The sequence below is a fragment of the Aureispira sp. CCB-E genome, from assembly GCF_031326345.1.
In the GTDB taxonomy this organism is placed as follows: Bacteria; Bacteroidota; Bacteroidia; order Chitinophagales; family Saprospiraceae; genus Aureispira.
Map to the genome: position 1 here is coordinate 851,901 of NZ_CP133671.1, position 25,677 is coordinate 877,577.

The window sequence follows — 25,677 nt, forward strand, 5'->3', positions numbered from 1 at the left end:
TAGAAGGAGTTTTCCTAAAACATGTAAAAATACTAAGATTTATTAAAACTATGGATAGGTTCTAATCGATTGTCAAGATTAAATTGAGTATTAGGCTTGTTTCTTGATTAATTGACTATAAGAGCCTGCGATTGAAATTAAAAAACTATGGCATATCCCAACTCAACCGAATTTACCTCTATTAAATCATGGGCCTTAGAAGATCGACCTAGAGAAAAAATGTTGCAACGTGGTCGAAAGCATTTGTCAAATGCAGAACTGATAGCTATTTTATTAGGTTCAGGTTCGGCGTCAGAGTCGGCTGTTGGCTTGGCGCAGCGCATTTTAAACTCTACGAATAACAATCTCAATGAATTGGGCAAGCGAAGCATTGAAGAGTTACAAGGTTTTAAAGGGATTGGTCCTGCTAAGGCAATTACAATTTCTGCTGCCTTAGAATTGGGAATCCGTCGCCAAGCTACTCCTTTGGTTCAAAAACCTAAGATTACTCAAAGTGCAGATGCATACAAGGTTTTAGTGGCAGACTTAATGGATTTGCCGCACGAGGAGTTTGTTGTTTTATTACTTAATCAAGCGAATCGAGTCATCGACCGGATTTACATTAGCGTAGGAGGGGTAGCTGGAACTGTTGTTGATGTCAAAAAAATATACCGTGCTGTGGTTGCCAATCCATTGGTCGCCAGTATTATCTTAGGGCATAACCACCCTTCTGATAACTTGAATCCTAGCAAGGCTGATATTTCGATTACAAAGAAAATTAAGGAAGCAGGACAATATTTAGATATTACAGTTTTGGATCATCTCATTATTGCAGGCAATTCTTATACAAGTCTAGCAGATGAAGGTTTAATATAAAGTTTGTGGCTCATGTGATTGGAGTAAAAGGGAATTGTAGGCATTTTTTGAATCATAGGAAACTATTTATAACCTACATCTATTAATAATAATATCGTACCTTTGCAACTGAAGTGAATTGCAAGAGGAATTAATACAATAAAATGGAAAAGAAAGATATAAGAGAATTAAGCCTAGAAGACTTAGTTCGTTTTTTTGTCGGAATAGGAGAGTCTAAGTTTAGAGCCAAGCAAGTATACGAATGGCTATGGAAAAAAAGTGCCTATTCATTTGACGATATGACAAATCTCTCTAAGAAGTTGAGAGAGAGTTTGAAAGAAGCTTTTGTCATTTTGCCTATTACAGAAGATCTATCTCAAGTAAGTGCTGATGGTACCATCAAGTGTCGATTCAAGCTACACGATGGTCATTTGGTAGAGTCTGTATTAATTCCAGTTCCTGCACAAGATCGATACACGGTTTGTATCTCATCGCAAGTAGGATGTAGTTTAGCTTGCAAGTTTTGTGCAACAGGTCAAATGGATCGGTTGAGAAATTTGACAGCAGCAGAGATTTATGATCAAGTGGTAAAGGTCAATGTAAAATGCCAAGCACATTATAACCACCCGATTACAAATGTGGTATACATGGGAATGGGAGAGCCTTTGTTGGCTTATAAACCAGTGATGAGAAGTGTAGCAATGTTGACTTCAGAAGCTGGGTTGAACATGGCACCTCGCAGAATCACGATAAGTACAGCAGGCATTGCTAAAATGATTAAAAAATTAGCCGATGATGGAACAAGAGTTAATTTAGCGTTGTCTCTACACGCAGCCGATGATGAAAAAAGGAATTCAATTATGGCGATCAATGAGAGTAATAATTTGAAGACATTGACAGAGGCATTGCGTTATTTTTATAATAAAACAAAAGATAGTAAAATAACTTTTGAGTATATTGCTTTTGATGGATTTAATGATACCCTTGACGATGCTAAAAAAATGTTGAAGTTGTGTCGACAAGTACCTACCGTAAAAGTTAACGTCATAGAATACAATCCCGTAAGTGGTGTTGACTTTACGAAGGCAGGAGAAGATAAAATGGAGCAATTTGCTCAATTCTTGAGAAAAAATGGAGTTGCCATTACTTTGCGTCGATCTCGTGGAAAAGATATTGATGCTGCTTGTGGTCAATTAGCCAACAAAGAATAAAAATCAATGATACACTTATTACAATTAGAGTGGAAAAAATTAGCTCCCAATCGTGCTTTTAAGATAGCAGCAGGAATGTACTTTGTTTTGTTGCCGTTGTTATACTTAACCATAAAATCAATGATAAAACCATCGGCAGGTGGTGGCTCTGAAATGGCTATTATACAGTCGTTTTATATTTTTCCGAATATTTGGGATACCGTATCTTATTGGGCAAGTTGGTTGACGTTTTTTCTGTTGATTTACATTTCTATCTGGATGATCACCTCAGAGCATAGTTTCAAGACCATGCGCCAAAATCTAATTACAGGTATGGAGCGTCGATCTTTTCTATTGGGAAAGATTATTATGATGACACTTCTAGCGTTTGTAGCGACAATCTATATGGCTATTGTTGCATTTATTTTTGGTTGGTTAGCAGGCGGCTATGGTAGTCCTTGGGGGCATGAAATAGATGCCATTTGGCGTTTCTTTGTGCAAAATATGTTTTATATGAGCTTTGCTCTAATGTTAGCTGTTATCTTTAAGCGCAGTGGTTTGGCAATGATCATATTTTTTGCTTATGTCCTTATTATAGAGCGTATTATTCGTTATTTAGTGTTTCTAAATCTATTAGATAACCTTTATTGGGGAAGCTACTTTCCAGGAAGTGCGGCTTGGGATGTGGTACCATTTTATATGGCTAAAAAACTGCCTTCTTTTGATCAAGATATTGCAAATATTATATTGCCTTACGATCTAGCGACAGGAATCACAATTGCTTATACAGGTTTGTTTTTGTTGATTGCTTATCGAGTATTTATGTCTAGGGATTTGTAATCGTTGTACCACTACAAATGGTATGAGTTTGTTGATTTTTTAGCTTGATTATTAAAACCAAACTAAAAAATCAACGAAAGATTGACTATATATCGTTATTATTAATTCTTAAAATCAATATAACGCTCGGCGTTGATAGGTTGACCATTAAACCACATCTCAAAGTGAAGGTGCGGTCCTTCCGTCATTTCGCCTGTATTTCCAATAATAGCAATCCCTTCCCCTGCATCAATAATATCGCCTGCTTTTTTTAGTAAAGAAGAATTGTGTTTGTAAAATGAAACCACATTGTTATCGTGTTGAATGGCTAACATATGACCTGTTTCTGCCGACCAAGTTGCAACAATGACGGTTCCTTTTTGAGTTGCTTTGATAACAGCGCCTTTGGGGGCAATGATGTCCGTTCCATAATGACCACGACTAGGAGCAAAAGTATCTGAAACCATCCCTTTGATTGGAGCCATAAAAATCATATTGCTGATATCAGCGTCTGCTTGCAAGGTATTTTCAATCAAATTGCCAAGTTCCGCCTCGTTATCTACACTTTCCATTAGTGCTTTTAGCTCATCTGATTTTTGAGGTACTTCTACATTTTGCCCCGTTTTTTTATTGGCAGGGTCTTCAACACTATCCTCGTATTCAAATTTTTCATAGACTAAATCTTTCACTTTCAAAATGAAAGCATCCCTATCATCAATCGCTTGTTCTAGAGAATCAATTTGAACATAGATTTGACTAATTTGAGAACGAATATTTTGATTGCTTCTTTCTGGCACAATTCGACCTAATGGTGTCAAAACTAAAAGTAAAATAGTGACTAGACTTACAGTCATAATAATTGCTCCAACAGTTGCAGCAACATTAAATGGAAGCAAGCGAAAAGAACGCTCTTCTTGAAAGGTTTCATCGTTCATTAAAACCAGACGGTACTTACCATCAATCCACTTAAACATGAGAATTTTTTATTTTGAACAACTTCTTAACTAAAAGCTTGTTGTTTTACGTTATTATAAATCAATCGTCTGCTTAAAACTCTTTTATAAAGAGGCATATTAGTTAATCAACAGACCACTAAACTTTATGAATAGAGAGGAAACTATAAAATGCATCGATATCTGCAATTCTACATCTACCCCTTTAAATTTTATATACGGATGGCAAAAGTACAAAAAGAATAGGGGGAATTATCACATAAACTCTTACTCTTTCGTTAAAAAATAAGAACAAAGCAGCAAAAGTTAAATAAAGAGCGTATTTTTGTAGATAGTATGTGCTTGTTTTATGTCTACAACAAATATATATCCTTTGATCATTTGGGATCGTAATATTTTGTCGATATCAAAGGTAATAAGACGATAGCTATTTCTAAATTAGGCTATTCTGTTGATGTATATAACAAAATACAAAACAGTTGTATGAATAGAAGAGATAAAAGTTGATGAAACTTTTTATTTTTGATTAACAATGATGCAGATAAAGAAAAAATCAGCAGAGCAAACCATACAACTTTATTGATGATCATCGTTATTAATCAAAAGACAAATTACAAGCGACAAACGCATTGACCCATCATTACAAAAGCAAAACGATTCATTGCATGAAAAGTCTATTTCTATTCTTTGGTAGTATCAGCCTCACCATCATTCTATTGGCAGGATGTGCTAAGCAGAATTTAGCTACCAAACCTTATCATAATTTAACTGGTCGGTATAATGCCTATTATAATGCCAACTTACGTGTTGAAGAGAGTTTTAGTACGCTAAATAGCCAACATAAGGATAATTACAATAAATTATTAGAGATGTATCCTTATGCTGCTGTCACAGATGTTAATGCAGTAAAACAACCATTGGATGAGGCGATTACAAAATGTGCTCGAAATATTAAGTTGCATGAAATTGGTAATTGGACAGATGATAGCTACCATTTGATGGGGCAGGCAGAGTTTTTACAAAAAGAATATGAACGAGCTGCCAATACCTTCAAATATGTTGTAGACAAATATCATCCAGAAAATGTAGAAAGAGAATTAGAGAAACTCAAAAAGAAAAAAAAGAAGAAAAAACGTAGAGGAAAAAAGCGCAAGAAACGCAAGAAAAAGAAACGCAAAAAGAAAAAAAGTACAAAAGGCAAGAAAAAGCCTAACGGTAACTCTGATGATGAGGAAGAAGAAAAACCAATCAAATATGGTTTGAAACACCGCCCTGTACGTTATCAATCAATGCTTTGGTTAGCGAAAACTTATATTGAGCTAGGACAATATGATGATGCAGGGTTCTATTTGCGTCAATTAGAGAACGATAAAAAAGTTCCTAAAAAATTGCGCTCAGAAGTTCACGCTGTAAGTGCTTATAATTGGATTGTTCAAAAAGAGTATGTAAAAGCAATTGAACCCTTGGAAGCTGCTGTTAAGGGAACCAAAAAGAAGACCATCAAAAATCGTTATGTATATATCTTGGGGCAGTTGTATCAAATGCAAAATAACAACCAACTGGCGATGGAAAATTTCCATAAAATATTGCGTTTACGCCCTAGTTATGAAATGGAGTTTAATGCTCGTTTGAATATGGCTATGAATGCTGCTTCTGCCTCTGGCAAAAAAGTAGTCGATCCAGAAATAGCCTTAAAACGTATGTTGCGTGATTCAAAGAATGAAGAATATAAAGATCAAATTTATTTTGCCCTTGCCAAGATTAAATTAAAATCAGGGAATAAAGAAGAAGGAATTTTGGCATTACAACAGTCCTTAAATTACAGTGCTTCAAATACACAACGTGTTGAGGGAGCCTTGTTATTGGCAGAACTATTTTATGAAAAAGATGATTTCGTGAAGTCTTATGCTTACTATGATACGACGATGCAAGCAATGGACAAAAGTGATGAACGCTATGCTTCAACCGAAATGTACAAACGTAGGTTGGAAGGTGTTGCCAAATATGTTGCTATAAAAGAAGACAAGGATAGTATGTTGATTGTAGGGTCTTGGGAGCGAAAACAACAAGAGGCTTGGGCTGTAAAAGGAATGGAAATGGAGGAGTTAAATTCTCAGTTCACTTCTAAAAGTCAAGTAGCCGCTCCTGCTTCTGGTGCTAAAGGATTTAGAAACCGAGAAGGAAGAAGTATGGCTGCTCAACCGATGGATGGTGAGAGACCATTGCCTAGACGCAATAATACACGTTCGGTAGCTGGAAAAATTACAATTTCAGATATAGAAATGCAAAAGTCTAAATTTCCATTATACAACGCTTCTCTAAGAAAAAAAGGAGAAAGAGAGTTTGAAAAACGTTGGAATGATCGGGCATGGGTAGACAACTGGAGACGTTCTGATAGAGAAGAGGATGTCAATACAGATGCGGATGATATCGCTACTGTTGAGCCTAAAACACAAGCTGAAATTGATGCTTATCTAAAAAAGAAGGGGGTTCCTAATAATGATCAAGAAGTTGCATCAACCAAAGCAAAAATTGGAGAAGCTGTGTACAAAGCAGCAGAACACTACCGAGAAGATCTTGGACGAACAGATAAAGCTTTGGAGTTGATACAAGAACTTGTCGCTAAATACCCTGACAATGCTTATACGGTAGAAGGGATGTTCTTGGCTTATAATATTTATTCTGAAAAAAATAACACGAGCAAGGCTAATTATTACAAAAATGAAATCTTGAAAAAGTATCCTGATTCGAATATTGCCAAGGTGTTGAGTGATCCAGAATTTGCAAATTCTGAACGATTAAAGTATGAAAAAATAAACAAATACTACGACGATACCTATGCTATGATTCAGGATGGCGAAACGGAAAAGGCATTAGGACGTGTGCGTGCTATCCCTACAGAGTTTGGCAATAATTATGAAATGAAAGCTCGTTTTGCAATTCTAGAAGCTATGTGTGTGGGAGGCATGAAAGGGGAAAAAGATTATATTAAAGCGCTTCGAGTAATTGTGACTAGTTTTCCTGATACCAAAGAGGAAAAGCAGGCTAAAGAAATGATTGCTATCTTGACAGGTGGTAAGGGAAGAAAAGGAGGGAATGCTATTAACAATAATAGTGCGACAGATGGAAAAAGCCCATACAAAGTAAACAAAAACATAAAGCACTTTATTTTGATTGTATTTAATGATAAAAAAACAAAAGTGAATCAATTCCGAGCACCTTTGACAGAATATAATAATAAGTTTCACCTCAACAAAAAACTACAAGTTTCTTCTATCTTAGTAGATGGAAGTACGCCTTCGTTAATTGTTCGAGGGGCTTACCCTAATGCCGATGCAGCCATGAAATATGTTGTTGATGCTAGGTCTAATCCTGAATTTTTGCCCAAAGCCAAGGGATATACTATATATGCTATCTCTAGCGAAAACTATGGTATTGCTATGACCACACAAAAATTTCACTTGTATAGCTCCTTTTTTGAGCAGCATTACCGATAAATAATAGATTCAACCTATTGATAAAATTGGCATTTCTTCTAGAAAGAGATGCCAATTCTTTTTTTATCTTTGTAGGAATAATTATTTAGTGGACAGCGCCTTTAGCTAGTAAAGGTTATTTAATGAAGTTTTGTATAGGCAATGTAAAATGACCGTTAACGGAGAGTACTTTGTAAGGACTGTAAAATTGATCATCAAAAGTTTAATACAAAACATAGTAAAGGTGTCAGTCATTGGTTATAATCTTGATAAAATTTTGACAAATAATCATTTAACCGTCTACTAATTTTTTGTTGTTGAAGAAAAGATATCAGTCACTAGAAATTTGTACTCTTTTTTGATTTATTGAAAAGAGCCACCAAAAAATAATCTGTTATGCCTAAATATATAGAGGATGCACAAGAGTCATCCAGCTCTAATGGAGCTCAGTTGGATGGTAGAGAAGATAGAGTTGCGAAGTATAAGCGTTTTATCAAATGGATGTGGCGTTTGTATGCCTTAGGAATTTTTATCGCTATTGGAATTTTTGTCATGCTTTCTTTTGATTTACCTTCTTTCGAGGAGTTGGAAAATCCAAGGAGTAGGATTGCTTCTAATATTTATTCTTCTGATAATGTGGTTCTTGGTAAATACTATATTGAAAACCGTACTCCTGTAGAATACGATAGTTTGTCGCCGCATTTGATTAATGCATTGATTGCTACAGAAGATGCCCGTTATTTAGAGCACTCGGGTATTGATGCTGAAGCATTGGCGCGTGTATTTGTAAAAACATTGATTCTACAACAGCGTAATGCAGGGGGAGGAAGTACAATTTCTCAACAACTTGCTAAGCTACTGGTAGGGCGCCCCAATACCAAGAACAAAGGATTTGTCAAACGCTCTTGGTTGTTGGTCTCTACCAAATTAAAAGAATGGTTGACGGCCGTTCGTTTGGAACGTTCTTATACCAAACAGGAAATTATAGCGCTTTATTTTAATGAGTTTGATTTCTTATATGGTGCTAATGGAATTAAATCGGCTTCAGAGATTTATTACGATAAACATCCGCGCGATTTAACGATTACAGAGGCGGCTATGTTGGTGAGAATGTTAAAAAACCCATCGTTATACAATCCAAGAAAATATCCAGAAAGAGCTACAAAAGGCCGAGAGCAAGTTTTAAAAAATATGCAAATCAAAGGGCATATTACAGAAGCTCGATATCACGAATTGCGCAAGCAACCAGTGGATATGTCCAAATTTCAGGTTAAAGATCACAACGATGGTATCGCAACCTACTTTAGAATGTACTTGAGAGATCATTTGAAAGGATTATTGGTGCAATTAGCCAAGGATAACCCTCAGTTTCAAAAACCAGATGGAACACCCTACGATATTTACAGAGATGGTCTTAAAATTTATACAACGATTGATTCTAGGGTTCAGGTGCATGCCGAAAAAGCAGTGAGAGACCATTTAAAAGAACATCAGAAACATTTGTTCGAAGCTTGGTCAGATTGGAATCATCCTGATCCAAAAATTAGCTCTAAAATTAAGAATCCTTGGACACGCAAGACTTCTCAAAATACAGATGCAGAAATGGAATTGCGTCGATTGAGCCTAGCAAAGCAAGTTTGGAATACCGATCGTTACCAAAGAGTCCGAGAAAAATTAATGCCGACAGCTGTTCGTAGAAAATTAAGAGATATTGATATTGATCGATTGTTTCAAATTGTAGAATACGAGAAAAACCCAAAGCAAAAAAATCGCTATTCTCCGAAAGTAGATGGAAAAGCTTTGTTGAAAAAATGGGAAGAAACAGGATTTATTACAGAAGATCAAGCTCAAACGTATAGAGAAGTGTTGTCTACCAAAGCTATTGACTCTCTACAGAAGCAGCATAAAGCGATCATGGATTACATGAAAAAGCCTGTTCAAATGCTGGTTTTTGCTTACAACAAAAAAGGAGAAAAAGATACTTTGATGAGTCCTTTCGATTCTATCCGTTATCATAGAATGCACCTTCAGACTGGAATGATTGCCGTAGAACCTGTCTCTGGTGCTGTTCGTGCTTGGGTTGGTGGAATTAGCCACAAATACTTTCAATTTGACCATGTGAACAAAGAACAAGCTGCTCGTCAAGTAGGATCGACGATCAAGCCTTTTCTATATGCTTTGACGGTAGATTTAAAAGGCTATTCTCCTTGCTTTAAAGTATGGGATCAACCAACGACAATTTCGAAAGGAGAGGGGCAGTTTGGGTTATTGACAGATTGGACACCTAAGAATGCTGGCGGTTATAGTGGCGATGAAATTACTTTGACGGAAGCATTGAATCGCTCTTTAAACTCCGTTTCTGCTTATTTAATGAAGGAGCTAAAGGGACCCGAACCATTCCGAAATTTCTTAGCTGATGTCGGAATTGATACCTCTGATGGGCGTGTGCCTGCCTCAGCTGCTATTTGTTTGGGAACGCCTAATTTGTCGCCTTTTGAAATGGCAGGAGGCTATACTATTTTTGCTAATAAAGGAACATATACAGAGCCTATTTTTATTGATCGAATCGAAGATAAAAATGGTAACTTGATCTACTCCGCAGGACAAGATCAGCGTTCGGAATCTATTTTGTCTGAACAAGGGGCATATGTAATGAATGAAATGTTACAAAAGATCCAAAGTGGACGTTTGAGAGGGGTGAAATCTTCTTATGGTGGAAAAACGGGAACAACTAACTTCCAAGCAGATGGGTGGTTTTTGGGAATTACTCCTGATTTAGTGGTTGGAACATGGGTTGGTTGTGACGATCGGTTCATCCGATTTAGAAGCCTAAGATATGGACAAGGTGCCAAAATGGCTCGACCAATTTTCCAAAATATCTTGCTAAACATGGAAGCAGATACTTCTTTGCGTGCGGATAAGGTTTATGATTATAAATCTCGTTTTCCTATTCCTGAGATCATTGAGCGAGAAATGGATTGTTTGAAATACAATCAGTTTGCAGATGGTAGTAATGGCGAGCCTGATAAAGCAAGTGATGCTACCAATACCGATATTTATGGTATAGACGAAGATTATTGATGCAAAATATTCTGAAGGGAAGTTACTGTAAAGTAAAATAATGCCATTCAATCTATAAAGAAGTCGATAGCGAACAGAGGTTTGTTGTCGACTTTTTTTGTCTGCTGAGCTAGCTAAGCGAACTTATGAAACGAAGCTCTTAAAATGAGTACTATCTAGTAGTAGTGCAGCTAACTAAAAGCAAAGCGCTCACGCAGTAAATCGTATGTAGCAACAAAGAGGGATAACAGTTAATGAACTGTTATTTTTTTTTGTGAATTATAATAAATTGAAAAATAAGGGCGTTTCAAGAAGAAATAAACACCTAAAAGGTGTGATTGCTGTAATTTTTAAATGGATGCTTATTCGTACATTTTTACACTAGAAAACTATTGGGGATTATCCACTACAATTGACTAAAACAAAAGTATGTTTTATCCCCAACCAATATTTCAATTCAAGAATAAAAGCTGTATAAAATGAACGCAAGCACAAAAATAACAGGAATTATTGCAACCAGTTTATTGGTATTTATAGGTACTCTAAATGCTCAAAATACTTATATGACAGAAGCAGGGGTACGTGTAGTATCTAATGAGAAGGATGGTAACAACTGTAAAAAGCCTAGAGATGGCTTTTACGATCGTTATTTACACAAAGAAAAAATGCCTTTACCCTATGATTATATTCATGAGAAAGATGTATTTTGGGAAAAACGAATTTGGAGAGAAGTTGATACAAGAGAAAAAATGAATCATGTTTTTGTGAGTCCTCATGGTCCTTTAATTACGACCATTATGGATGCGGCAAAGGAAGGTGATATTACACTTTATAATACATGGGATGATCGGTTTTCGCAAGCATTGACTCAAGAAGAAATCCAAGGTTTGATGTCTTCTAGTGATACAGTGAGTATTTATGATCCAGAGACGTTTAGAGATAGTATCATAGTGGTTAACAACGAAATGAACTGGGAGGATATTAAAAAGTATCGTATCAAAGAAGTTTGGTATTTTGACGAAGAAACATCTACATTAGGCGTTCGAATATTGGGAATTGCTCCAATTATAAATCGTTATGATGATGATGGTAATTTGTTAAATTCGGGACCTATGTTTTGGGCTTATTATCCAGAATTGCGCAATACTTTTGCAAAAACAGAAGCATTTAACTCAATGAATGATGGTGCTCGGTTGAGTTGGGATGATATTTTTGAAGCTCGGTTATTTTCTTCTTATGTTATAAAAGAGAGTAATGTTCACGACAGAAGAATTCAAGATTATACCAAAAATGGTGTCAATGCATTGCTAGAATCGGAGCGGATTCAATCCGAAATATTTAATTTTGAACATGACCTTTGGTCTTATTAATATAGAAAAGAGCCAGTCCTCAAGAATAGGATTGGCTCATAGTTTTTAGCATAAGAATTATTGAATAATTGCATCAACAAGAGTTTCACCTTTGCCTGTAGAATTAAATACAACAGGGTAGATACCTGCTTTCATAACAATACTATTGCTATTGTAATACCCTAGCATTTGATTGGAGAAAGGAGTATCTTGTGTGATGTACAAATGACCATTATAAAGAAACTCCGAATTTTGGTCAAACTCAAATAATAGTTTTTCTTGACCTGTTTGCTGATTGACGACGATAGATAATCCCATCAAACGCAAACCTGCTTGATAATCTACTTGAGATAAGTTATCGCTTCCATTATCTTCGCCATCAAAGATACCTCTAATGAAACACATGCCAGGGCAAGGACCACATGGATAACTATAAGGACAATTGGGAAAGGTATGAGTTCCTGTATGTTCTTTGACCCATTTTTTGACTTTTTCCCACCACCCAGGAACACGACTATTGCTATGGAGACTAGTCAAAATTTCTTGAATTTCACCCTTGTCATAAATTTTTAAATCACCTGATTTGGGCTGTTCAATTCTCTCATTATTGGCAACCTGTTCTTTGACTAGATTTTCTTGTTCTTCATTACAGGCAACCAATGCCAAGAGCATAATAGAGAGCACTAATACTAAATATTTCATTTTTTGATTAATTAGAGTAATCCTGCATTTATTTTAGGTAGCTTTAGGAATTCCCACCAGTATGTATAAAGAATTGTGGATGTATTTTTTAGTTAATGTTTGCGTCAACAAGGGTTTGTCCCATGTTATTAGAGTTAAATACCAATGGATAAACACCAGCTTTAAGCTGAATGCTATTTCTGTTGTATAACTGTGTCATTTGGGGAGAAAAGAAAATGTCTTGAGGAATGATAAGTTCATTGTTGCTATTGATAAAGTCTGAACCTTGAGGAAATTCAAACAATAATCTATCTTCTCCCGTTTGTTGGTTGTGCATCAACGTAAGTTTATAGAGCCGCAAACCAGCTTGATAGTCTGCTTGACTTAGCGTTGATGAGCCTCCATTACTTGTTCCTCCAAAGTGATTTTTTCCATCACAAAAACCTGAGCAAGGACCGCAGCCTCCAGAACCACTACAGCCACCACTTTCGAATGGATCTTGGTCTCTGCCAAATTGATCTCTAATCCAGTCTACAACTGCCTCAACCCATTGGGGAAGCCGTTCAGTCGTTTGAAGTTCTGATAGCATAATTCTCATTTGTGCTGGACTATAGGTTTTTAGTTGCTCTTTTTCGAGCGTAGCAAAACGATTACTGAGATTATCGGATTGATCATCGCAACCGAATAGAAGGATTGCGGTCAATAAAAAGAAGATTAAATATTTCATGTTGTAAACAAATTAAGGTGATGTATAACTATTTGTATTGAGTACATAAAAATATAGAATACATTACACGTTGTTTTATGAAATATTTATTTGAAGCGAATGGAGTAGTATTCGTTGGGTGTTAAGCTTTATTCGTTAAGAACGTTTTAGCAGAAGAGATAAAACATAGTCTAAAAATAGTCTAGTTTTATTTGATTAGTAGTTAGTTACGCTGCTGCCTGTTTTGAAGTGAGATAAATAAAGGTGAACAATAAAAGGTGGTGAGTTATTGGCTATTTTTATGTGCAGTGTTTTTTAGCACTAATAGAAAGAGAGGGAAATAAAAAAAATCATCCCGAACTATTTCAGGATGATTTTTCTAAAATCAATACGTGATTTTATTTTTTTTTGAACGATTACTTATTATTTTCTTTTTTTCTTGTCTGGTGCTTTTCCAAAATCGAACATTACAGAGAAACGTAAGGTATTGTCTAATGGATTGCGTTGTCCAGCTTGAGAAGGAATTAAATAAGAGAAATTAATGTTAAATATCTTATAACGAATCCCTAAACCAACTGTAAAGAATTTGCGATTTCCTTTGAATTTGTGTTCGTTGTAGTGACCAAAACGAACAGCAAATTGTTTGTTGTACCAATACTCTAAACCTACGGACCACATCAACTCTGAAAATTCTTCTCCCGCACCCCCTGGAGCATCTCCAAAAGAAGAAAAGATAGAGGCAGGAACGGATTGTTGTTTGTAATCTGCGATTCCATCTGGACCACTAGGGTTTCCTCCTGTTGCATCGTAATTAGGATTTTCTATAGGGTCACCATTGGAATCAGTAAGAAGATTTCCATCTTCATCATATTGCAATCTACGAACAGGAGTAGGAACCAATAATTTGTTGATGTCTAAGCCCACTACAATCGAGTTGTGTTTATCAAATTGATACTCAAAAGAGAAACCTAAACCTAAGTTAGCAGGAATATAGTCACGATTAGCTGATTGTGTGTAAGAAACTTTAGTACCAATATTAGAAAAAGCTAGTCCTGCTGTAAAAATAGCATTCTTTTGATCTTTTAAATCTTCTCTTTGTTTGCCTATTTGCATTTGTTTGCGGAAAGTAAACGACAAGTCAGCAGCAAAACCATGGGCAGGTCTCATGTTTTGACCACCAGAAACGGCACCTGTACCAAGGTTGGAGAAAATATATTTAGGGGTAAACCCTACCGAAAACTCTTTACCTAATTTACGAGAATAAGCAATTGCTAACTCAAATTCATTAGGGCGAACGGTTTGCAAAGGATTTCCTTGGTCATCAGTGTATTGAATTTGTCCTAAAGAGAAAAAACGCAAACTAGCTCCTATGGTTTGGAAATAATCAACTTGTTTGTAAGCTGATAAATAAGCTAAAAATACATCGTTTAGACCCAAGGCACGCAACCAAGGTGTAAAGGTAGCAGAAATGCTAAAATCTTTTGGGGCAAAAGTTAATGCAGAAGCATTAAAATGCATTGAGTTTGCATCAGCAGGCATTGCAATTCCAACATCCCCCATTCCTCCAAAACGTGCATCAGGCACAATTCTTAAAAAGGGAACGGCTGTAATAATAGTGTTGTTACAATCTGAACCATCCGCAGAGGCACCACTAAATGGGCAATCAATTGTATTTTGTGCTGTTGTTTTGGTTTGAATAAGAGTAAGTGTTGCTATGATAATAAGGCAACTTCTTAGAATCGTCATCTTCATATAAGAATTATTGTTTGTCATTACTGTTTTGGTTTGTAATCGTTCTTTCAGGCAATTCAATACTCGTTGGTTTGTGCGGTTGACCACTATTGAAAACAATAGTAAACAAGAAAAGAATATAGCTTGCTGACGTTTTACTTTAAAAATGATTCCTTGAAGTAAAGTTCTTTACATATATGCGGATTTTTTGATTTTACCCTCAAAAGTACAAATAAAACTGTACTTTATGGCTTCGATTCTATATATTTTTTAGAAGAGTAAAAGGTTTAAAAATAAACATGATCTCGTTGCATCAAAAATCATACGATTCTCTTAAAAGAATGGGAACTTGGTCTAGTATAAGCCTAAATCAAGCTCCCGAACCCTTATACTTTTATTTTAAAATAACTAGCTTTTGAAATTCACTACTTTGTTTGACCTGATCTGTTGCTCCATCAGCTTGAACCAATATTTTGTAGATATAGACTCCTTTACCAATGCGATCTCCGTAGTCGTCCAAACCATCCCAATGGATGTCATCTACACGGTAACCGTTATTGCCTTCGGCGCTAATGTCACGATCAATGGTTTTTATCAACTTTCCAGAAACAGTATAAATTTGCACCTGAACTTCTAAGGCTTGATAAGGCAAGTTGTGTTCAAATTGGAAGTTGGTGCTAGTTGTAAACGGATTGGGATAATTTAAGACGTGCGCCAAAGCCATATCCGCAGATTCTGCAACAACAAATTCCGTTGAACCTTCACCAGGATTATTAAACACATCCCAAGCTTTTACTTTTACAGTATGCAAGCCCGGCTCTAAGTCTTTTAAGGGATAAACAGCTGTTCCTTTGGTATAATCATCTTTGGTCGATTCATAAAAATCGTTTAAGATATATTCCAATTCTTCATCCTGTTTTGGTGTTGTAATTTTTCCTGTTAAATCATGTCCAATACTATTTCCTACGGTATTAATACCATTTTCGTCGTACAATTTAACCAATAGCTTTGGGTTGTTATCGGTGATGCCTCCTCTGGCAAATTCTTCTGTATTCATATAGACCAAAACTTCAGGTCCTTGATTGTCAACAGGAGGATTAGGGTTTGACCCACCAACTACAATACCGTCATAATTACCATGAGCATCCAAATTGGATTGATTTTCGGCATAGTAAGAAATTTTACCATATCCCAACGAGTAGTTAATATCTTTGGGGACAACAAATGAAAAGCTAAAGTTGCCATTAACAACGCTTGCTTGTCCTTTAAAAATAATTTTCTTGCGCAAGAAAAAGTCATCTGAAAAACTTCCTACGTCATTTCCTAACGTATACAATCGATCTTGTTTGTCAAAAACAGTTGGATAAATAGTTCCATTGAAATTAGAGACCTTATTGCCATTGTTATCGACAATTTCTCCAGAGATGGTTACCAACTCTAATGCACGAATAGTATCTTGATTGGTAATGGCTTGGTTGTTAATTTGTGTTGTCCTTACATCATGATTTGGATAAGCTAGTTTCATGGTAGGATCGCCCAACAAAGCATATTTTCTTGAATTTACAGGAGGAGAGATAGCCGCATTGTTTTTAGAAAACTGCAATACTTCTCCTGTTGTTGGCATCTCGCCATTAGGTTTTCTATCAAAAATAACATTAAAGGTATTTCTAACCAAACGCTCATTATGAGATGCAATAACAACTCGAACAGTTGTTAAAACAGAGATCGCACCGCCATTAGGATTAAGTAACAATAACTCACCAGCGGAAACGGTGGTTGGATCATCATGAGGTCCAAAAGAGCAAGTTGCTGTAATAAATAATGGCAATTTATCAACATTGGTTAGAGCATTGATATCACTACTTGTAAAGACACGCTCTTGTGTCCAACCGTCATCCCCTCCATGTCCCAAATAGTTGACAATAAAAGAACCCTTGAACAAAATATCTAACAGAGCATTTTTAGCATCAGGATAACGTTCGCCACCAGAAGTGCTCACTTGTTGAAAAGCATCTAGGTATACTTTTTCAATGTTATAACTACTATCTTGTTGCCCTGCGGTGATAGCGACACCTTCGGCATCGTAAAAGTGTAAATTATTATCCCCATCATCTGCTACAAAACAAAGTCTATTTTTCCAATCTTTAAGAACATCAGGATTGGTTTCATAATTGATAATTTTGTTGACCAATGTTCTCGCTTCAGCAATATTAGCAGCTGGCAATCGACCCACAGCAATATCCAACCAACCCAAGGTTGTCATTCGTTCGGTCTCATCCAACAATGCAAAATAATCGTCAGAAGTGTATGTATTGATTGGGTGCATGGACTCTTGAGTCTCATAGACAGGAATCAAGTTCGGGTTGTTGCTAGGTGTTCTGCTGTCGCCCAACGATTTGTAGTCAAAAGAACCAATACCAAATAGCAACAAATGGGTAAACTCATTGCTAGGAGTAGAGCGTAGGTAAAGCATTCTACAAAAATCACGAATAGCCGTTACGTCAGGTGCTCCCGAAGCAAATTCATTGTAAATATCCTCCACATTGATAACATCCACGGTAATATTGTCGTGGTTGCGACGATGAGCTGCTAAGCGATCTGCTTCGGCTCTCAAAGAAGAATGCACAACAAAAACAGCATCAGGAGGAGTGGTAATGCCATGCAAATTTTGGTTGGCAACCGTTCCTCTATCAACAGGGACATAAAATTGGTTGTTGTCAAAAGCAACAAATTCTCTAAGAACATTGGCATCTGCTCCAAAGGAGATGTTGCCAGAACCAGCATATTCTTGAATGAAGACATTGCTAGGATCTGTGACGTCCCAAATGGTGACATTATTGGCATTGCTAAGTTGATAAGTGGCATTTCCTTGACTCAAAGAACGACTATCTCTAAAGGGCATTTGTCCATTGGTGAAACGAAGTTGACAGCGAGCTTGTAGTGATAAATAATTGAGCCACATATCAGCCGCTGTGCTATTGTGTGCCAAACTAATTTCGAGATTGACGTTTTGCCCAGACAAAATGTTAGCACTACAAGGGAAAGTTAATCGTTTGGCATAATCAGAGTAGATATAAACAGTTGTAACCGCAGTATTCACAGGATTGCCAATCAAATTACCATTCGCTTTAAGAGTCGCTGTACCAGGCGTAAATACTCGTACTGCTAAGTCGGATTGGATGGTGACAGGCTCGCTTTCGATTCGATTCGAGAATTGAAAGTTAAAATTTCTTGTTCTATTGTTCAATGTTCTAAACGATTCACCATACCATTCTCTACCCGAAGGAGGGAGTGCAAACTCTTGTTCCATCAAGTTGATTTCATCCAATTCGTGGTGTGCCAAAGCATCGTAGCTATTCGTTGTATAAGCTGTATTGGCAATAGATGTTCGGTTGGATATTCTAAGTCCATTAGCACTGCTAATTTTGATAAAGTAATAACTTTCATCAGTGTATGGATTGGTGCTGTGTTTGAAGTTGCCACAAGTAAGATTGCTGTTGTACGACCAGTTTTTAGTACCAAGACCATAGAATAGAATGTAATCGTTTTGGTCAAAACTTCCATCCGCTTCACCAGCTACAAAGATTCTATTTTCGATCAGGTCGTCGGCAATCGGCAGATCCATTCTTTCTTGAAGTTTGTTGCCTCCATTGCCCAGAATTTGAATTTTTCTAGGATCAATATTATCAACATCAACCCCCAAACTTTTTAAGAAGTCGTAATCCAATTTTTGTATTCCAGTACTAGTAACGGCAATTTTGTAAATTAGACCATCCGATAATTTAGAAGTATTGGTAAAGTTACGACTATTAGACAAGCTACTAGGGGCTGTTTTTGGAGTGAGACTAACTTGTAAATCAGCGTGGACTAGTTTTTCATATTGTCCTGTTGTAGGATTTTTGCGAATGGGCGTAAAATAAACAACACCAACAGGTTTTTTTCGGTCAAAACTAACGGCAGTTTCAATGTTAATAGCATCAATATCAGATAAATCTAATTCAGAAGTATTAGTCAAAGGTGAGTATTGTTCATTGACCAATCTTGCGGTCAAATCACCATAACTATTCAAACGAATTTGTTTAGAGAAGATAGGAAATTGAGGTTTGGATTCATCATAACTAGCATTCTCAAAATACATATAGTGCAATGTATGTTCGTCAGAGAATCTATATTGGCGAGGTTGTTCCTCCCATTTCAAGTCAATAGACTCTGTAACGGTTTGAGCATATATACTACTACTAACAATAATTGTTAGAAAAAATGCCTTGAAAAGTGACTGAAGCATTGTGTTCTGTTTTTTAGAATAATTCATATAGCAATAATTATATACTACTATATTCAAAGATATAAGATCAAGGATACAGAATCTGTACTGTATAAAGTTGATATGGTAAGATATCAAACTCTATTTAGAATAAGGTTAAGTAATGTTAAAAAATAATTCATTGATTGAACAATATTCTGCCCCATTGCAATTTATAATTTAAGGTGTACCTACTGTAACATCTTATGTTAAATTGTAATGACGTATCGAAAATTTATTTTTTATCAATACATAAGAGGAACTATAACTTAGGACAAACAAACTTGTGAAAAAGTTGGGATGTTTAAAAAAATTACAAATTCCTGATTCTTTTCCCAATTAATAAACCATGCAAATATGCAAACTAAAAATAAAGGTTGATTAATGTAAAATTATACCATAGATGATATTGTTGAGTGTATCATTTAAAATTCTAAAAAAAATAGTTTTTAGGACGTGCATTTCTAAAACGTATACAAAGGTAAAAGTGTTGATGTATAAATTAAAATAAATTTGTTTTTTTGACAAAAAATAGAACAAATACAGGGCAAAATCTGTGAAATAGGTTTACCCTGTATTAGAACGAAATTTTATTTTAGAATAACTAGCTTTTGAAATTCACTACTTTGTTTGACCTGATCTGTTGCTCCATCAGCTTGAACCAATATTTTGTAGATATAGACCCCTTTACCAATGCGATCTCCGTAGTCGTCCAAACCATCCCAATGGATGTCATCTACACGATAACCGTTATTGCCTTCGGCGCTAATGTCACGATCAATGGTTTTTATCAACTTTCCAGAAACAGTATAAATTTGCACCTGAACTTCTAAGGCTTGATAAGGCAAGTTGTGTTCAAATTGGAAGTTGGTGCTAGTTGTAAACGGATTGGGATAATTTAAGACGTGCGCCAAAGCCATATCCGCAGATTCTGCAACAACAAACTCCGTTGAACCTTCACCAGGATTATTAAACACATCCCAAGCTTTTATTTTTACAGTATGCAAGCCCGGTTCTAAGTCTTTTAAGGGATAAACGATTGTTCCTCTCGTATAGTCATCTTTGGTCGATTCATAAAAATCGTTTAAGACATATTCCAATTCTTCATCCTGTTTTGGTGTTGTAATTTTTCCTGTTAAATCATGTCCAATACTATTTCCTACAGTATTAATACCATTTTCGTCGTACAATTTAACCAATAGCTTTGGGTTGTTATCGGTGATGCCTCCTCTGGCAAATTCTTCTGTATTCATATAGACCAAAACTTCAGGTCCTTGATTGTCAACAGGAGGATTAGGGTTTGATCCACCAACTACAATACCGTCATAATTACCATGAGCATCCAAATTGGATTGATTTTCGGCATAGTAAGAAATTTTACCATATCCCAACGAGTAGTTGATGTCTTTAGGTACCATAAAAGAAAAGCTAAAATTGCCATTAACAACGCTTGCTTGTCCTTTGAAGATAATTTTTTTTCGTAAAAAGAAATTAGCAGGATGGCTATCATTGTCATTACCTAATGTCCTCAATTGATCTTGTTTGTCAAAAACAGTTGGATAAATAGTTCCATTGAAGTTAGAGACCTTATTGCCATTGTTATCGACAATTTCTCCAGAGATGGTTACCAGCTCTAATGCATGAATGGTATCTTGATTGGTAATGGCTTGGTTGTTAATTTGTATTGTTCTTACATCGTGATGAGGATAGGCTAGTTTCATGGTCGGATCACCTAGTAAGGCATATTTCCTTGAATTTACAGGAGACGGAATAGCCGCATTGTTTTTAGAAAATTGCAATACTTCTCCTGTTGTTGGCATTTCTCCATTTGGCTTTTTATCAAAAATAACATCAAAGGTATGCTGAACCAGTGTCGCATTATCATCCGCAACAACAACTCGAACAGTTGTAAACAGGGAGATAGCACCGCCATTAGGGTTGAGTAACAATAATTCACCTGCGGAAACGGTGGTTGGATTATCATGAGGACTAAAAGAGCAAGTTGCTGTAATAAATAATGGCAATTTATCAACATTGGTTAGAGCATTGATATTACTACTTGTAAAGACACGCTCTTGTGACCAACCGTCATCCCCTCCATGTCCAAAATAGTTGACAATAAAAGCACCTTTGAACAAAATATCTAACAATGCATTTTGGGCATCGGGATATCGTTCGCCACCAGCAGTGCTCACTTGTTGAAAAGCATCTAAATATACTTTTTCAATGTTGTAATTATTGTTTTGTGCTTCACTAATTTGAGCCGTATATTGTGCATCTCTAAAATAGGCATTGCCATCTTCATCATCTGCTACAAAACAAAGTCTATTTTTCCAGTCTTTAAAAGCATCAGGATTGGTTTCATAATTGATAATTTTGTTGACCAATGTTCTCGCTTCAGCAATATTAGCAGCTGGCAATCGACCCACAGCAATATCCAACAAACCAAAGTTTGTCATTCGTTCGTTATCATCTAGTAGTGCAAAATAATCGTCAGAAGTGTATGTTCTGATTGGGTGCAGGGATTCTTGAGTCTCATAAACAGGAATCAAGTTTGGGTTGTTACTAGGTGTTCTGCTGTCGCCCAACGATTTGTAGTCAAAAGAACCAATACCAAACAGCAACAAATGGGTAAATTCATAGCTAGGAGTAGAGCGTAGGTAAAGCATTCTACAAAAATCACGAATGGCCGTCACGTCAGGTGCTCCCGAAGCAAATTCATTGTAAATATCCTCGACATTGATAACATCCACGGTAATATTGTCGTGGTTGCGACGATGAGCTGCTAAGCGATCTGCTTCGGCTCTCAAAGAAGAATGCACAACAAAAACAGCATCAGGAGGAGTGGTAATGCCATGCAAATTTTGGTTGGCAACCGTTCCTCTATCAATAGGGACATAAAATTGGTTGTTGTCAAAAGCAACAAATTCTCTAAGAACATTGGCATCTGCTCCAAAGGAGATGTTGCCAGAACCAGCATATTCTTGAATGAAAACATTGCTAGGATCTGTGACGTCCCAAATGGTGACATTATTGGCATTGCTAAGTTGATAGGTGGCATTTCCTTGACTCAAAGAACGACTATCTCTAAAGGGCATTTGTCCATTGGTGAAACGAAGTTGACAGCGAGCTTGTAGCGATAAATAATTGAGCCACATCTCAGCCGCTGTACTATTGTGTGCCAAACTAATTTCGAGATTGACGTTTTGCCCAGACAAAATGTTAGCACTACAAGGGAAAGTTAATCGCCTAGCATAATCAGAGTAGATGTAAACGGTAGTGCTAGGGGTATTGATTGGATTGCCAATCAAATTACCATTCGCTTTAAGAGTCGCTGTACCAGGCGTAAATACTCGTACTGCTAAGTCGGATTGGATGGTGACAGGCTCGCTTTCGATTCGATTCGAGAATTGAAAGTTAAAATTTCTTGTTCTATTGTTCAATGTTCTAAACGATTCACCATACCATTCTCTACCCGAAGGAGGGAGTGCAAACTCTTGTTCCATCAAGTTGATTTCATCCAATTCGTGGTGTGCCAAAGCATCGTAGCTATTCGTTGTATAAGCTGTATTGGCAATAGATGTTCGGTTGGATATTCTAAGTCCATTAGCACTGCTAATTTTGATAAAGTAATAACTTTCATCAGTGTATGGATTGGTGCTGTGTTTGAAGTTGCCACAAGTAAGATTGCTGTTGTACGACCAGTTTTTAGTACCAAGACCATAGAATAGAATGTAATCGTTTTGGTCAAAACTTCCATCCGCTTCACCAGCTACAAAGATTCTATTTTCGATCAGGTCGTCGGCAATCGGCAGATCCATTCTTTCTTGAAGTTTGTTGCCTCCATTGCCCAGAATTTGAATTTTTCTAGGATCAATATTATCAACATCAACCCCCAAACTTTTTAAGAAGTCGTAATCCAATTTTTGTATTCCAGTACTAGTAACGGCAATTTTGTAAATTAGACCATCCGATAATTTAGAAGTATTGGTAAAGTTACGACTATTAGACAAGCTACTAGGGGCTGTTTTTGGAGTGAGACTAACTTGTAAATCAGCGTGGACTAGTTTTTCATATTGTCCTGTTGTAGGATTTTTGCGAATGGGCGTAAAATAAACAACACCAACAGGTTTTTTTCGGTCAAAACTAACGGCAGTTTCAATGTTAATAGCATCAATATCAGATAAATCTAATTCAGAAGTATTAGTCAAAGGTGAGTATTGTTCATTGACCAATCTTGCGGTCAAATCACCATAACTATTCAAACGAATTTGTTTAGAGAAGATAGGAAGACGTGCATCTGTTCCATTGTAATTTGCCTTTTCAAAATAAAGATAATGTAAGGTGTTTCCATCGGGCAATTGGTATGTCCTAGGTTGTTCTTGCCAATTAATGGTGATGCTTTCTGTGGTGGTTTGTGCATAGGAGCTTGTACTAACAAGCAATGTTAGTAGAGATGCTTTGAAAAAAGAGTTAAGCATAGCGTTCTTTTTTTAGAATGATGATCTAGCAGTGATAGGATTTGCGATCAGAAATATAATTGATATTGCAAAGTGCTTGCTTGGCAACCATCTGTCTTGTGAATAGTGTAGGAGAGGCTATTTTGGGAGAAGACAAAAACTCAAGTTTAGGAGACAAGAGCGGTTGCATAAAGACTTTGATAAATGACAAAAATTATACAGGTGTATTGGTTTAGTGTTGTTTAGGTGTTTGGATACAAAATTACATTGGTGAAAAAAATTATAAAGTATCAATTAATAATACTCCGTTGATTTTTTAGTTTTTCTACGAAAAACGTAAAAAAGCATCTTGTATTAGTTTGATTACCAGTCTTTTAGTGTAAAGATTAGTAAAAATGCATCTTGCTGATAATCAAACTAATACGATTTTTCAACGGAGTAATGAATTAACATTAGTTTGCGTAAACTATGTAGCAGCAGTGTCCCCAAGTTGTTGGCTCATAACCCAAGAGAATAACAACGCTCATCGAATAAAAGAGGCTGTTACCTTTCAGTTAAAGAGCTACGTAACTTCTTGCTAGAAGGAAGTGAATGAGCGAACTACTACTGATTAAAACGTAAGAAAATCAAAAATGTAGAGGGATGTAGTAGAAAAAATAATAGAATTGTTCAATTCCTTAATTTGACATTATCAAGTAGATCCTTTATATTTATAGGCAATACGTTCCCGCCTTTTGGCTTAAACACCTTTAAGCCGTCACACATCATTAAAAACTTTTAGTGGTGGTGGTCATCCATTACATAGTTATAAGAGTATTATTATAGTATACAATCTTAGTAGAGTTGGAGACACCAACTATATAAAAGTGGAATAATAATTTTGATTTCGTACATAAGCTTAAAAATAAGTGTACTTTTATCACCGTTAAAAGAGGGTCGAATTTAAATTCTTTTAGAGAATTTAAAATAATTGATGCTATAGACAACCAAAAGACTTTCGGTTTTGTATGCTTATGAAATGGTTCGAAATCAGCTAGAATCGTCATCAATTACCCATCTATCAAATAAAATGTTATGAGATATAGATTTTTTGTACTTTTAGGATTGTTGTTGATTGGTACAAAAATATCAGCACAAGATCCTGTTTACAGTCAATTTTTTGCAGCACCAATGCAGTTAAATCCAGCTATGACTGGCTTGGTAGAAGCACCTGTCATCACCCTAAATTATAGAAATCAGTGGCCTAATATTCCTAATGCTTATTCTACTTATGCTGTATCTATCAGTCATTATGCTTCTAAAATCAATAGTGGTTTTGGGGCATTAGTAGAGGCAGATATAGCTGGTGGAGGTATCTATGCAACCTATCGTATCGGGTTATTTTATGCATATGACATTCGCTTTTCAAAAAAATTCTATATTCGTGCTGGTTTAGAAGGAAATTTTGTGAATTCTAGATTGGCTTGGAACAAATTGGTCTTTTTAGATCAGTTGAATGTTGCAACAGGAACGGTGGATATGAATGGAAACCCAAATCCTACCAATGAAGCTCAAGGTAGTTCAAGTCTCAACTATTTTGATTTGGGAACGGGTTTATTGGTCAACACGCCTTATTTTTATGCTGGGGTCTCTGTAAAACACTTGACAACACCTAGGGAAAGTTTTTTGGGAGCATCTCAAGATGGATCGGATGAATTGCCCTTGCGCTATAGCATACATGCGGGAAGCGAAATTCGTCTAACCAAACGCAATAAATTGGGAAAACAAGCGTTTTTATCTCCAAATGTATTATTTGTTAAGCAAAGATCCTTTCATCAACTGAATATTGGTACATACGCTCGGTACGGAATATTTTTGGGAGGAATTTGGTTTCGACATACTTTTACCAATGCTGATGCCGTTATATTTATGGTTGGTATTCAGAAGGGTGTTTTTAAATTGGGATATAGTTATGATTTGACCGTATCCAAACTAGGAGCTGAATCGGGAGGAGCACATGAAATCTCTTTGACTCTCAACTTTGAAAATAAAAAACGAAAACACCGAAATAGATATAATGATTGCCTAGAAATATTTAGGTAATTTAAAAATTTTACTAAATTTGTTAGCCTTTTA

At 36.1% G+C, this 25,677-nt stretch carries 13 protein-coding genes; 7 read left to right on the forward strand and 6 right to left on the reverse strand.

What is annotated here, in order from left to right; translation table 11 throughout:
- Positions 1-147 precede the first annotated feature (147 nt).
- The 3 genes from radC (at position 148) to QP953_RS03365 (ending at position 2,864) form a co-directional block, all read left to right on the forward strand.
- Positions 148-855: a RadC family protein gene (radC, locus tag QP953_RS03355; RefSeq protein ID WP_309553963.1), complete on the forward strand. Its 708-nt coding sequence runs from the start codon at positions 148-150 to the stop codon at positions 853-855.
- Between the two features lie 143 nt (positions 856-998).
- Positions 999-2,045: a 23S rRNA (adenine(2503)-C(2))-methyltransferase RlmN gene (gene rlmN / locus QP953_RS03360; protein WP_052598010.1), complete on the forward strand. Its 1,047-nt coding sequence runs from the start codon at positions 999-1,001 to the stop codon at positions 2,043-2,045.
- Between the two features lie 6 nt (positions 2,046-2,051).
- Positions 2,052-2,864, forward strand: a complete 813-nt coding sequence (locus QP953_RS03365; RefSeq protein ID WP_052598011.1) for an ABC transporter permease — start codon at positions 2,052-2,054, stop codon at positions 2,862-2,864.
- Between the two features lie 101 nt (positions 2,865-2,965).
- On the opposite strand, the gene QP953_RS03370 is transcribed toward QP953_RS03365, so the two are convergent.
- Positions 2,966-3,817, reverse strand: coding sequence for a M23 family metallopeptidase (locus QP953_RS03370; RefSeq protein ID WP_052598012.1), 852 nt, complete (start codon positions 3,815-3,817; stop codon positions 2,966-2,968).
- Between the two features lie 644 nt (positions 3,818-4,461).
- Between QP953_RS03370 and QP953_RS03375 the strand changes: the two genes are divergently transcribed.
- The 3 genes from QP953_RS03375 to gldN all read left to right on the forward strand — a co-directional run bounded on the left by QP953_RS03375 (position 4,462) and on the right by gldN (position 11,702).
- Positions 4,462-7,293: a tetratricopeptide repeat protein gene (locus QP953_RS03375; protein WP_052598013.1), complete on the forward strand. Its 2,832-nt coding sequence runs from the start codon at positions 4,462-4,464 to the stop codon at positions 7,291-7,293.
- A 375-nt stretch (positions 7,294-7,668) separates the two neighbouring features.
- Positions 7,669-10,353 carry a transglycosylase domain-containing protein gene (locus QP953_RS03380; RefSeq protein ID WP_052598014.1) on the forward strand — a complete coding sequence of 895 codons (2,685 nt, stop codon included), beginning with the start codon at positions 7,669-7,671 and terminating at the stop codon, positions 10,351-10,353.
- A gap of 458 nt (positions 10,354-10,811) precedes the next feature.
- Complete coding sequence (gldN, locus tag QP953_RS03385; protein ID WP_052598015.1) at positions 10,812-11,702, forward strand: gliding motility protein GldN; 891 nt, start codon at positions 10,812-10,814, stop codon at positions 11,700-11,702.
- A gap of 57 nt (positions 11,703-11,759) precedes the next feature.
- Here the strand turns inward: gldN and QP953_RS03390 are convergent, their stop codons facing one another.
- From QP953_RS03390 to porU (QP953_RS03410), 5 genes are all read right to left on the reverse strand, one after another.
- A complete protein-coding gene (locus QP953_RS03390; protein ID WP_309553964.1) occupies positions 11,760-12,383 on the reverse strand; it encodes a hypothetical protein in 624 nt (207 codons plus the stop codon).
- Between the two features lie 88 nt (positions 12,384-12,471).
- Entirely contained in the window at positions 12,472-13,089 is a 618-nt protein-coding gene (locus tag QP953_RS03395; RefSeq protein WP_309553965.1) for a hypothetical protein, read from the reverse strand.
- Positions 13,090-13,491: 402 nt separating this feature from the next.
- A complete protein-coding gene (gene porV, locus QP953_RS03400) occupies positions 13,492-14,841 on the reverse strand; it encodes a type IX secretion system outer membrane channel protein PorV (protein WP_309553966.1) in 1,350 nt (449 codons plus the stop codon).
- 352 nt (positions 14,842-15,193) lie between these two features.
- Positions 15,194-19,084: a type IX secretion system sortase PorU gene (porU, locus tag QP953_RS03405; protein ID WP_309553968.1), complete on the reverse strand. Its 3,891-nt coding sequence runs from the start codon at positions 19,082-19,084 to the stop codon at positions 15,194-15,196.
- A gap of 608 nt (positions 19,085-19,692) precedes the next feature.
- Positions 19,693-23,583 carry a type IX secretion system sortase PorU gene (gene porU, locus QP953_RS03410; RefSeq protein ID WP_309553970.1) on the reverse strand — a complete coding sequence of 1,297 codons (3,891 nt, stop codon included), beginning with the start codon at positions 23,581-23,583 and terminating at the stop codon, positions 19,693-19,695.
- 1,053 nt (positions 23,584-24,636) lie between these two features.
- On the opposite strand from porU (QP953_RS03410), the gene QP953_RS03415 reads away from it, so the two are divergent.
- Positions 24,637-25,644, forward strand: coding sequence for a type IX secretion system membrane protein PorP/SprF (locus QP953_RS03415; RefSeq protein WP_052598503.1), 1,008 nt, complete (start codon positions 24,637-24,639; stop codon positions 25,642-25,644).
- Positions 25,645-25,677 lie beyond the last annotated feature (33 nt).